The sequence below is a fragment of the Paenibacillus sp. YAF4_2 genome (assembly GCF_052113225.1).
Classification (GTDB): Bacteria; Bacillota; Bacilli; order Paenibacillales; family Paenibacillaceae; genus Pristimantibacillus.
Map to the genome: position 1 here is coordinate 278,517 of NZ_JBFRCT010000002.1, position 12,309 is coordinate 290,825.

Genomic DNA, 12,309 nt, shown 5'->3' on the forward strand with positions numbered 1-12,309 from the left:
TGATGGAGAATAAAACGATAAAATGGGGTATTCTTGGAGCAGGCTGGATTGCATCCCAATTTGCCCGTGACTTGGCACATGCACAAGATGTGGAGCTTACTGCGGTTGGGTCCCGTTCAAAGGAAAAGGCGGAAGCTTTTGCAGAAAAGTTCGGCTTTGCTCGTGCCTATGGCAGCTATGAAGAACTAGTTAATGATGCTGAGATCGATATTATTTATGTAGCAACGCCGCACCCTTCGCATAAGGAACATGTACTAAAGTGTCTGCGTGCAGGCAAAGCAGTAATCTGTGAGAAGCCATTTACGGTAAATGTGAAAGAAGCAGAGGAAGTTGTACAGTTCGCCAGAGAGAATAAGATTTTCTTGATGGAAGCCATGTGGACAAGATTCCTGCCAGTTATCCGTAAAGTCCGCGAATGGATTGCTGAAGGCCGAATTGGCGAGGTACGCCTGATTAAAGCAGACTTTGGCTTCCGTACAGGAGTGAACCCTGAAGGACGATTGTTTAACCCGGCACTTGCCGGCGGCGCGCTCCTTGACGTTGGTATTTATCCGTTATCCTTTGCTTCTATGTTACTTGGTGCGAATCCAAAGCAAGTATTAAGCACAGCACAGCTCGGTGAGACAGGCGTCGATGAGGAATGCAGCATCCTTTTGTCGTATGAGGGTGGTCAAACCGCGATGCTGAATGCAGCGATCAGGCTGAATTCAGGAAGTGACGCCTTCATAATCGGTACTGCAGGTTCGATCCGTATTCCATCGTTCTTTAACGCTAAAACTGCGACCATTACTGCAGAAGACGGAACGGAAGAGACGTTTGCTGATGATCGCACAACACTTGGTTATGTTTATGAAGCAGAGGCAGCAGGACAATATCTGCGGGAAGGCAAGCTCGAGAGCGATATTATTTCGCTCGATGAAACGCTGCAGCTAATGCGCATGATGGATGGCATCCGTCAGCAATGGGGACTTCGTTATCCTTTTGAATAATAAATATTATTAGGTTACAAAGACACTGTTTCAGCTACTGGAGCAGTGTTTTTTAATTTTGGAGTAGACCACACTCTTATTAGCAGGCTGTGGGATTGTCATGCAGACACGTACATTGGATTTAATACAATCCTATATTGATAAGCCAATTTCTGGTTGCAAGGTGCCGATTATGCTGTATCATATCCAATTTAGCTAAGATAAAGCCGAACTAAAGTGCAATTTTGCTGGATAGAATACAGCCTGATTCACTTAGACAAAAAAAGTAGCCCACATCTGGGATGTGGGCCAAAAGACAAGCTATATCAAATAGGGAGTATGGTTAATTATGTCCTGCCAATATTAAACAAAGCTGAAAAGAACGTTAGTTTCACATAAAAAAATATGGGCATATCGCGGCATAGCTAAGGTATAATGTTCACTATATTATGATCGAGTTCAATTATCAGCGATGAGGGAGACTTTTATATGGAAAATATTAATTTTTGTCTCGCATGCGGGGATAAATTAGAAGTTCGGAACATTGGTGGAGAAGACCGTAAGGCATGTCCAAGCTGCAGCTTTGTACATTGGGGCAACTACAGCATTGGAGTAGGAGCTTGTGTCGTTAAAGATAATAAAGTACTACTCGTTCGCCGGGCCCAAGAGCCTGGTAAAGGTTATTGGACAACGCCAGGCGGTTATATCGAGCAGCTGGAGCAAATTAGAGGCTCGATTGCCCGTGAAGTTTGGGAAGAGACAGGCGTTCGTGCGATTGTTACCAAAATTATCGGCCTGCGTGACCGGCCACATTCCGTTCATGATGTCTATATCACCTTTGAAATGGAGTACATAGACGGCGTGCCACGTCCTGACGACGTGGAGGTAGACGGTGCAGGCTTCTTCAGCCTTGAAGAGATGGAGTCGATGAACGTTGCTGATCTGACAGCATGGCAGGTCGATATCGCTCTGAACGGCGGCGAAGGCGGCTTGCATGAAGATACCCATCCAATCCGCGAAAGCCTTAAGAAATACGGGTTGTACCGGACGAAGTAAACTCCAAACTGACGCTTCAAACTGACGACAGTTTGAAGCGTCAGTTTTATTTTAATATGAAAGGAAACAAAACGATTAATTTCGCTTCTCGTTACGACATTGAGTTAGGGGAGAGCCGTGAGTAAAAAATGACGTATAAAGAATCTCAAATGGGAAAAGCATCTGTGTGGTTGCGTCTAGTATTAATAGCAGTAATTTTATTTAGTATATCATCAGTGGTTTATTTCCTTCTCAGTTCAACGGCATATCTTCAACGAGGGATGGATCTTATAGGAACTACGTACCTAGTGAGTGTATGTATCCCAATACTAATAGGCACGTTGATTTTAACTGGGTTGCTTATTAATGGATGGTCTCCAACGAACGGAAAAGGATATGTAAAATTCTTTCTTGGAATTGTCCTAATAATCCTATTCGCAGCTACCTTAATTGGTAGTGTTAATTCAAATGGATGGACAAAACAAAAGATGGAAAGTGATACCTTAAAAATGACGGCGGATGGAGCATATGAATATCGAATTGATTTAATTAATTTATTCCAAAGAAACAGCCGAGCGCGGCTCTACCTAAAGAATGTTGACTCCGGAGAGGAATCTTACATCCCGGTTAATATTAAGACGCGTAAATTAGTGAGCATCGGGGTCGGGAAAGTTAACCATTGGGTTAAACTTGAACCAACGAACAATTCCTTAGAGTATATTCTGTATACGACACAAGAGCTCCGTTTACCTGAGGAGAGATTCAAAATCGACATTCCATCAGGTACATCGAGCCCACTGGATTAATGCAAAGAGAGCCCCGGAACTATGTCCGGGGCTCTCTTATTTTCCCTGTCCCTCCCCTAGATAAACAGGGGGAGGGACAAAGCATTTGTAAGGGAGAGTGTGTGGAGGGAAAGTATTGTCTGAAGGAGTGCAGCGTTTGCTTTTGGGAGTCATGAAATCACATTAAAAATTCTAATCAAATTTCATGATCCCAACGCAACCGAAGACGATACTTTCCTGCAGCACATAACTAACTCTCTTACATTTGCTTCGTCTTAAACAACGTGTTTATCGACCCGCCGTTATTAATGATCTTCAAAGCCGTAGCAAGCAGCTCTGCCATAGGCAGCACAATAAACTTCTCCGAATGGTTCGGATCAATTGCAATCGTATCTGTAATGACGACCTCTTTAATGTAGGGATGCGACAGCTTCTCGAGTGCATTTTCCGAGAATAAGCCATGCGTAGCACAGATATAAGCGTCATTAGCACCGCGCTTGTGCAAAGCCTCAACAACATTCACAATTGTACCGCCTGTATCGATCAAATCCTCAATAATAATCGGCGTCATACCTTCGACTTCACCGATAATATGCGTGATTTTCGTCTTGTTGTGAGCTGGACGATTCTTGATCATAATCGCAAACGGACAGTTCATATAGTTGGCAAGCTTCTCAGCGGTTGTTGCACGTCCGGCGTCCGGGGAAACAACGACTGGATTCTTAATGTTCTTTGCCTTCAAATAATCGGTAATAAGATCTAGAGCTGTAATGTGATCAACCGGTATTTCGAAAAAGCCTTGAATCGCATCGGCATGAAGATCCACGGTGATAATGCGGTCAGCGCCAACCGTTGTGAGTACATCAGCAACAAGTTTGGCGGAAATAGGTTCACGCGGGGCTGCTTTGCGTTCCTGACGAGCATAGCCGTAATAGGGCATAACGATATTAATCGTCTTAGCGGAAGCCCGCTTTGCTGCATCAATCATGATCATGAGTTCGACTAAATTCTCATTTACAGGATGAGACAAGGATTGAACGATGTAGACGTGGGCTGAACGAATCGATTCGATATATCTTAAGCTGATTTCTCCACTTTGCAGCCTGGAAATCTCAATGTCCCCAAGCGGAACGTTAAGCTGCCGGCATAGCTCTTCTGCTAGCGGGCGGTTTGATGAACCGGAAAAGATTTTTACATTTTGCATCCGCTTGAACTCTCCTCAAAAGAATATAAGATGTATGTTTATTGTAACTCTTGCCTCGTAAAACCATTATCTTGCGATATACAGTTAGTCCCATTATAGCCTTTCTGTTTGCAAATTCAAAATGACCTGTGTTCGAAAAAGAAGAGCGGTCTTGAAAAGTCCGCTTGAGACCTTTCAAAACCGCCCTAACCTTCTTATTTGCTTACGATATCTTGGACTGCTTTCTCGAGCTTGTCGAGAAGCTGATCTTTATCAATGGACCCGCCTTGGTATTCTTGCATGGCAGCACCCCAGCCTTGTGGTACGCCGTCTGGATAATGGCCCCACAGCCAGCCGCCTGCAGTTGCCGCTTGTTCAGATACAGCTACACCCATTTGGCCGATTTCATCAGCTGTAGGTTTGATCGAAGTAAGAGCAGGGATGAATTTGAATTCTTTCGTCAAGTACGATTTACCTGTGTCGGAAGTAACCATCCAGTTCAGGAACGCTTTTGCTTCTTCTGCATTTTTGGATTTGCTGTTTACGATCCAGAAGTTTGCAGGACCTGTGTAGATGTGTGCATTGCCGCTGTCGTCAATTGGAATAGGGAGAAGGCCAACGTTCAGCTTCGCAACTTTATCTACATCGCCTTGGATCCAGTTACCTTGTTGAATCATCGCTGTTTTACCAGAAGCGAAGTTTGCAACTTGTGTAGCATAGTCAGTTGTCAGCTTGTCTTTTTGGCTGTATTTGAAAACAACGTCAACGTAGTTAATCCATTTTTTGAATACATCATTATCTTTGAAGTTTGCGCTGCCGTCTTTTGTTCCATTGATGAAAGCAAGTGGATCTGGCTGCTCAGCAAGTGCAACGTTGATCGTGTGGTGACCGATCGACCACCATTCATTTGTTGTCGAGAATGGCGTAATGCCTGCTGCTTGAAGTTGTTTCGCTGCTGCTTCAAGCTCTGTTAACGTTTTAGGAAGAGTAGTGATGCCAGCTTTCTCAAACAGGTCTTTGTTATAGAAGATACCGTAGCCTTCGATGTTCATCGGCATACCAAGCAATTTGCCATCTACTTGTGCAGGAGCAGCAGCTGCTGGGATAACATCCTTCGCCCAACCCTCTCCGGACAAGTCTGTTGCACGGTCGTAGTAAGCTTCAAGAGCGGCGTTACCTTCGGAGTTGAAGATCTCCGGTTCGGAGCCGGAAGCGATTTCAGCTTTCAGCAGGGCATTGTAATCTTCGCCGCCGCCATGGGTTTCAACTTCAACTTTAACGCCAGTTTCTTTCTCATATTGTTCAGCCATACGGTTAAGTGCATCGGCAATCTCAACTTTGAATTGGAATACCTTGATCGTTACGTTTTTCTTCGGAGTTGTAGTTGCTTCTGTTGTTGCAGTAGCAGATTCAGCAGGCTTGTTCGTTGCTTCAGAACCTGTATTATTGTTGTTGCTGTTGTTACCGCAGCCGGCAGCCGTCAAAGTCAGGATAGCTGCAGCGAGAAGAATAGAAAGCTTTTTCATTTCGTTAACCTCCCCATTATGGTCGATCTGTTCTCTTTACAAGTTTGATTATATGGAAGCTTAAAGCCAAGAAACACAGACGTTTTTGTCGTGAAAAGTGCAAAATATTGATTTCACCCTTTGAGCGATCCGGAAGAGATGCCTTCGATAATATGTTTTTGAAGCATAAGGAACATGATAATGATTGGTGTAATCCCCATGGTCAGACCGGCCAAAGCGAGATCCCATTGCTTCGTATATTGCCCAAAGAAGCGGGTAATCGCAAGCGGAATAGTCGTCAAATCCTTGTTGGAGCCAATAATAAGAACAGGCAGCAGGTAGTCATTCCAAATCCATAAGCCGTTCAAGATAATAACCGTAACGATAATCGGACGAAGCAGCGGGAATACGATCCGCCAAAATACGCCATAAGGGGAGCAGCCATCAACAACTGCAGCCTCTTCAATCTCAAGCGGTACGCTCTTGATAAAGCCATGGAACAGGAACACCGACAGCGACAATCCAAAGCCGAGATAACAAACGACAATACCGAACAGGTTAGCGCGAAGCTCCAGGAAGCTCGTTACGCGTACCAGCTGCAGCATGACCGATTGGAATGGAATGATCATCGCTGAGATAAAGCAGGTGAATAAAATTTTATTGAAAACGGTTGGTTTCCGAACAATCCGATAGCCGGTCATCGCACTAATAATGACGATACCTGTGACGCTGATGCCGGTAATTAGAATGGAATTCCACAGTGCTTTAGGAAACTTAATAATATCCCAAACCTTCGAGTAATTCGAGAAAAGATACTTGTCCGGGAACGATGCTGCGTCCACCATAATTTCGCCTAAACCTTTAAGCGAATTAACGAGTACGAAATAAAAAGGTGCTATGAAGAGCAAGGCAAGCAAGATGGCTGCGGCTGCAATAGCCCAGAGCCTGGAACGGGAAGCTGTCATTTAAGCTTCGACCTCCTTCCGTTTGGTCAGCCACACTTGTGTGACGGCAATAATCGATACCGCGAAGAAGAAGAGCATAGCTTTAGCGGTACCTAATCCATAGCGGTTGTTAACAAGCGCCTCGGCATAAATGTTATAAGCAAGCGATTGGGTAGAGGTACCCGGGCCGCCTTTGGTCAAGGACAAGTTCAGATCGAACATTTTGAAAGCGCCAGAAGTGGTAAGGAATAAACATACCGTAATGGCAGGCATAACGAGCGGCATAATCACTTTGCGAACCGTCTGCAAGTAACTAGCGCCATCAATCGTTGCTGCTTCCATCAAGTCCTTTGGTACCCCTACAATTGCAGCGATGTAAATAACCATCATATAGCCGGTAGTCTGCCAGACGAAGACGATCACGAGTCCCCAGAAGCCGGTCTCAGGAGTACCGAGCCAAGGAAGCTCGAAGAAGTGCCAGCCTGTCATTTCGCCGATTGTTTTGAAGCCCTTGGTGAAAATGAACTGCCAGATGTAACCAAGCAGAATGCCGCCAATCATGTTTGGCAGGAAGAAAATCGTCCGGAGCGTATTCCGGCCTCGCATTGGGCGGGTTAACAAAAGCCCAAGGAGAAGCGCCAATATATTCGTCACAACAACCGTAACGACCGTAAATTTCAGTGTGAATTTAAAGGCTGCCCAGAATTTGTCGTCATTCGTAAAGATCCGGTGGATGTTATCCATACCGATCCATTTGGCCTTATCCAGATCGAGGCCGTTCCATTCTGTGAACGAGAAGTAGAAGCCAAGCAGGAACGGAATAAGTACGATAATCGTGAAGACGATCATACCAGGTCCGACAAATACAAGCTGCTGCATCCATTCGTTTGATTTTTTTCGTAAGTTCACTTTTGATCCCCCTTGAAAATGTGACTTCAATGTCGATGTGTATAGCTAGACTATAAACAGTTATTGAAATTTGAACCACCGATAGATATGATGGGTTTGGTGTAATATATTGACCTTGGGGGTAGGACGTCATGTTTGCGTTCGCAACAAGTATTAACCGAAAACTGATGGCGCTCTTGCTTGCCGTTACGATTATTCCGATTACCGTATCGATGATTATCTCGAATTATTACATCAAGGATAAGGTCACGGAACAGTCGATTCACGAGAATCAGAATCTGCTTGCTTTAGGCAAAAACAATATATTAGGCTATATGGACAAGATCAATGAAAACTCGCTTGACGTATATTTGAATATCAATAAGTCCAATTCGCTCTATGCCTTGATCGAGAGAGGCGATTCCCCAAATGTGAATGTGCCGTTGTTCGATGAGAAGAACAATTTGCAGATTTACACCCATATGCTGAACATCTACCAATCAACGAATGGGATTCTGCAAATTCAGCTGCAAATTGGGGATGGCAAGCTTACGTATTTGATGGCGCGTGGATTTTTCCGGAGAGGCATCAATCAGCAGCTGGAGTGGCCGGCCGGCCATGGGACAAGCCCTAAGCCGTTCGTTGAAGCGACGCATACAAGTGGTCATTATAATTTGGATTGGAGTCATGCTGTCAAAGAGGAAAACGTTTTCACTTTGCGCAGGCCGATCATCCGGACACCAAGCGATGAGGTCATTGGTTACCTCTCGATGGATGTCAAATCAGATGACCTCAATCAGATCTGCAAGCAGCTTACGATGTCGTCCGAGGAGCAGCTTTATATTATCGATCGTAGCCGGAATTTTGTATGTTCCGTTAATGGCCAGGAAGACCAGTCACAGCTGAAATGGACTGATCAGGTGCTGGCCTCTAAGCAGGAAAATGGCGTCATTAAGTGGAAAGATCAGTCATTTTCCGGCATTGTGATCTATGATACACTGAGTACCAATTATATGGATTGGGTCGTTGTGAAGCAGCTTCCATACTCGTATTTGTACGAAAGTGCCACGACGATCAGGACGATCAATACTTTCGTTATCGCGATATTTATGGTGCTTGCAGTCATTGCCAGCTTCTTGGTCACCTACCAGTTTACGAAGCCGATCAAACGGCTGATTGGCCATATCAATCAGGTTCAGTCCGGGAATTTCAATGTCGTAGTACCGGTGCAGCGGAAGGACGAAATCGGTATTCTGGCAAGGCGATTTAATACGATGATTCATACGATCCGGGACTTAATCAATAGCGAATATCGGCTTGAGATTGCGAATAAGACGAATCAGCTTAGGGCGATGCAGGCTCAAATTAATCCTCATTTTCTGTATAATGCTCTACAATCTATTGGAACGCTTGCTCTTCATGCAGGTGCGCCAAAGGTCTACACACTCATCACTGCTATTGCGAAAATGATGCGTTACAATATGAATACAAGTGAATCCGTTGTACCATTTGCGATGGAGCTTAACCATGCGAAAGCTTATCTCGAGCTTCAGCAGCAGAGGTTTAATGAACAGCTGACGGTTCATTATGAGATTGATCCGGCATCGCTGCATGTGCAGGTACCTAAGATGCTGCTGCAGCCGTTGATTGAGAACTATTTTAAGCATGGTTATGAGACATCCGGGCGAAATGGCATCCTGCAGTTGTTCTCCGAAGTAACGGATGAAGGCAGATGGTTGACGGTGCGGATTGAGGATAACGGCAGCGGGATGGACCCGGATAAGCTGCGGGAGCTTCAGCAGCTATTGTTCCGTTCAACAGGAGCGCTGYTGGAGGAACAGAAGAGTATCGGCATCAGCAACGTATGGATGCGTCTGAAGCTCTATTACAACGAGGAAGCGGAGATGAGTATTGAATCGGCGTCTTCGCGCGGATTCTCGGTCACGCTGAGATTACCTGTACAAGAGCTGGAGGAACGAGCATGAATATACTCATAGTGGATGATGAACAGCATGTACGTGAAGCCATTAAGTTGCTGATCGATTGGGAGCAGCTAGGCATTCATCAGATTTTTGAAGCAGATAATGGCGATTCAGCAATTGAGCTGTTAGGGAAGATTCAGCCTGAGATCGTGATTACGGATATGCGGATGCCAAGCCGAGATGGCGTGGAGCTGCTGGCCTGGATGAAGGAGCATGGACGCAAGAGCAAATCAATTGTCATCAGCGGTTATGATGATTTCCATCTGGTGCGAAGCTCTATGAAATATGGCGGTCAGGATTATCTGCTAAAGCCGATTGACCCGGAGCAGTTAACGGAAGCTCTTCAGAAAGCGAAGCTTAGCTGGGAACAGGAGGATCAGGCACGTAGACTTGATCAGCAGCGCAGTATAGAGATCAACCAGATTAAGCCGGTATACCGGGATAAGCTTTTCTCGACCATGATCAGTGAAGCTGGATCAGACGCTCAGGTGACGGTGCCGGCAGTGCTGAAGGGAGAGTTCGGGCTTGAAAATGTGGAGCAGTGCCAAGTCATTATTCTAAGCACGGGAATGCTGGCATCACAAATCTCCCGCAAATTTAATGGAAACAGGGATTTGCTTACTTTTTGCCTGATCAATGTGTGTAATGAGATATTAAAGCAGAACAATAGCGGCTTCGCTTTCCGGCATTGGAACAGCGATCATGAGATTATTATTTTGCTGTGGCATCGGCTCACGGAATGGGAAGCTCTATTAGCGCTCATAACAGGAGGCATCCTGAATTCGATTCATGGAAGGTTCCATTATGGAGTAGGGCAGGCGCAGCCTTTTCCAAATGGATTGTTCTTATCGTACCAAGCTGCACGTACAGCATTGAAACAACGGAATTTGCTTGCGGAGAGCAGCTATATTCATCGAAGTGAACAAGGCTTTACAACAGGTGTCTATTCCTTAAGTATCGCATCTTATGAGGAACGTTTTCGGCTCGCTGTTTGGAGCGGGAAAGAGAAAGATATTGAGACGGCGGTGGAGAGTTTCCTGGATGCTGCCCGGGATCTGCCGGCTATTAGTCAGGAACAAGTTGAACTATGGCGGTTTGAGTATGAATCCATGCTAAGTCGCTGGCGTCAGGATCTTGCAGCGAAACAGGAGGTGCAAGCTAGTTCTGAACCACCTCCTGGTCTGCCATTGTTCTTATTGCTGGATGAACAAGGAAGGCTTTCATTGGAGCTGTGCAGACGTGAGCTTATGAACGGACTTACTGTTTTTGCGGCACTAACCGGTGCTGGTGGTAACAAAGAGCACAGCATCATGCGCGATATTGCGAAATATATGGAGCAGCATTATAACCGCGAGGTTACGCTGCAAGACATATCGGAGCGCTTTTATTTGAGCCGGGAATACATTTCACGCCGATTCAAGCAAGAGATGGGAGAGAACGTATTCGACTATCTGGGGCGTATTCGGGTGGAAAAAGCCAAGCTGCTGCTGCAAAATCCGAATCTAAAAATCGCTCAGATCGCCGAGATGGTCGGCTATGATGATGATAAATATTTCAGCAAGGTGTTTAAGAAGTTTGAAGGGCAGTCGCCTAACCAGTACCGGAAATTGTGATGCGCAGAAGTTTAATAAAGGTTCATGCTGCAAACTACGAATTCAAATGTTCTTCCGATCGCTGTTGCTCGGGGATTCCTAGATTGGAATTTAATAGGTGGGAATCCCCGAGCAAAGGCGAACGCTGCGCTTCTCCAGAATCATTTGAACTTCTTCGTTTTTGTTTAACCTCTCTTAAAAAGTGCGCTCACAAAAGAAAAAACCATAAAAAAAGGAGCTTGCCGTTAGGCAGCTCCTTTTTGGTATAGCAGGATTGGTTTGTTATTCAATCATATTTTTTGTTGCCTCGTACATATTTGCTGCGTATTTGTCGATATCATCACGTGACATACGGAGGCGGTCTACGGAGGTGCCATAGCCGATTTCGCTTTTGCCTTCTTCGAGCCCTTGGAATATACCGTTAGCGAAGGCATCGAGAGGCTCGCCATGCACATGAAGACCTGCTCCGCCAAGGTTGGTGTTTACTGCTGGAGGTGCAACCTCAATGACTTCAACCGAAGTAGCTGAAAGCTGGTGTCGCAGGCTTATCGTAAAGGAATGGAGAGCCGCTTTTGTAGCCGAATAGATTGGTGCGATCGCAAATGGTGTAAAGGCTAGTCCGGATGTAACGTTGATAATCGCCGCATTTTCTTTAGCTGCAAAGAAGGGAGCAAACAGCATAGAAAGATGGAAAGGCGCCTCGATGTTGGTTGTAATTTCTTTGGCAAAATAACTCCAGTCATTCTTTACATCCGCATTTAGCACGCTGAAACGCTGCTGGATTCCTGCGTTATTAACCAGCACATTAACCTCTGGGTAATTTGTCGTAACCCAATCATACAAAGCAATACGTTCAGCTTCACTATCCAGATCACTGACACGAGTAATGAGACCAGGTGTTTTTTCTTGTGCCTCTTGCAGGACATTCTCACGTCGTCCAGTAACAATGACGGTGTTGCCAGCTCCTAAGAAGCGTTCTGCAAAAGCTAATCCGATTCCCGAACTTCCGCCTGTAATCAGTATTGTATTTCCTGTAAGTTTCATAATAACGCCTCCTGAATGCGATTGGTATAACGTGTAATTTTCTCTTCAATCCCTTTCAGGGATACTGTCATTAACGAAATTTCATTCAGCACATCTTGCTTATGCTTGTTCATCATCTCAAGCCGTTGCTCGAGGGTGCTGTCCCCTTCGATGATCCAATCGATATATTGCTTGATTTCACTTATTGACATGTGAGTGTTTTTCAAACAGCCAACTGTTACAAGAAGTGAAATTTGATCCTCTGAAAATAATCGCCTGCCAGCTTCATCACGCTCAATTAATGGCAGCAAGCCTTTCTTTTCATAAAAACGTAAGGTTGATTCCGGAATATTTAATCGGGCAGCAGCTTCGCCAATAGAATAATACTTCATCTGGAGTCCTCC

Annotated in this window: 10 protein-coding genes; 4 read left to right on the forward strand and 6 right to left on the reverse strand. The window is 45.1% G+C overall.

Going from position 1 to position 12,309, the window contains the following annotated elements; translation table 11 throughout:
- The first annotated feature begins 2 nt into the window (after positions 1–2).
- Positions 3–989 carry a Gfo/Idh/MocA family protein gene (locus tag AB4Y93_RS05280; protein ID WP_441890507.1) on the forward strand — a complete coding sequence of 329 codons (987 nt, stop codon included), beginning with the start codon at positions 3–5 and terminating at the stop codon, positions 987–989.
- A 468-nt stretch (positions 990–1,457) separates the two neighbouring features.
- A complete protein-coding gene (locus AB4Y93_RS05285) occupies positions 1,458–2,024 on the forward strand; it encodes an NUDIX domain-containing protein (protein WP_441889702.1) in 567 nt (188 codons plus the stop codon).
- 1,023 nt (positions 2,025–3,047) lie between these two features.
- On the opposite strand, the gene AB4Y93_RS05290 is transcribed toward AB4Y93_RS05285, so the two are convergent.
- The 4 genes from AB4Y93_RS05290 to AB4Y93_RS05305 all read right to left on the reverse strand — a co-directional run bounded on the left by AB4Y93_RS05290 (position 3,048) and on the right by AB4Y93_RS05305 (position 7,299).
- Positions 3,048–3,992, reverse strand: coding sequence for a ribose-phosphate diphosphokinase (locus AB4Y93_RS05290; RefSeq protein ID WP_441889704.1), 945 nt, complete (start codon positions 3,990–3,992; stop codon positions 3,048–3,050).
- Between the two features lie 194 nt (positions 3,993–4,186).
- Positions 4,187–5,497 (reverse strand): ABC transporter substrate-binding protein, encoded by a 1,311-nt coding sequence (locus AB4Y93_RS05295; RefSeq protein ID WP_441889706.1) that lies wholly within the window; start codon positions 5,495–5,497, stop codon positions 4,187–4,189.
- A 113-nt stretch (positions 5,498–5,610) separates the two neighbouring features.
- Positions 5,611–6,441 (reverse strand): carbohydrate ABC transporter permease, encoded by an 831-nt coding sequence (locus AB4Y93_RS05300; RefSeq protein ID WP_441889708.1) that lies wholly within the window; start codon positions 6,439–6,441, stop codon positions 5,611–5,613.
- Entirely contained in the window at positions 6,442–7,299 is an 858-nt protein-coding gene (locus AB4Y93_RS05305; RefSeq protein ID WP_167280079.1) for a carbohydrate ABC transporter permease, read from the reverse strand.
- Positions 7,300–7,460: 161 nt separating this feature from the next.
- Between AB4Y93_RS05305 and AB4Y93_RS05310 the strand changes: the two genes are divergently transcribed.
- Positions 7,461–9,293 (forward strand): cache domain-containing sensor histidine kinase, encoded by a 1,833-nt coding sequence (locus AB4Y93_RS05310; protein WP_441889710.1) that lies wholly within the window; start codon positions 7,461–7,463, stop codon positions 9,291–9,293.
- Complete coding sequence (locus tag AB4Y93_RS05315) at positions 9,290–10,903, forward strand: response regulator transcription factor (RefSeq protein WP_441889712.1); 1,614 nt, start codon at positions 9,290–9,292, stop codon at positions 10,901–10,903. The genes AB4Y93_RS05310 and AB4Y93_RS05315 overlap by 4 nt, the downstream gene beginning before the upstream one ends.
- 261 nt (positions 10,904–11,164) lie before the next feature.
- Here the strand turns inward: AB4Y93_RS05315 and AB4Y93_RS05320 are convergent, their stop codons facing one another.
- Positions 11,165–11,926 (reverse strand): SDR family oxidoreductase, encoded by a 762-nt coding sequence (locus AB4Y93_RS05320; protein ID WP_441889714.1) that lies wholly within the window; start codon positions 11,924–11,926, stop codon positions 11,165–11,167.
- On the reverse strand, positions 11,923–12,297 hold the full coding sequence (locus AB4Y93_RS05325; protein WP_441889716.1) for a MerR family transcriptional regulator: 375 nt from the start codon (positions 12,295–12,297) through the stop codon (positions 11,923–11,925). Before AB4Y93_RS05325 ends, AB4Y93_RS05320 begins: the two co-directional genes overlap by 4 nt.
- Positions 12,298–12,309 lie beyond the last annotated feature (12 nt).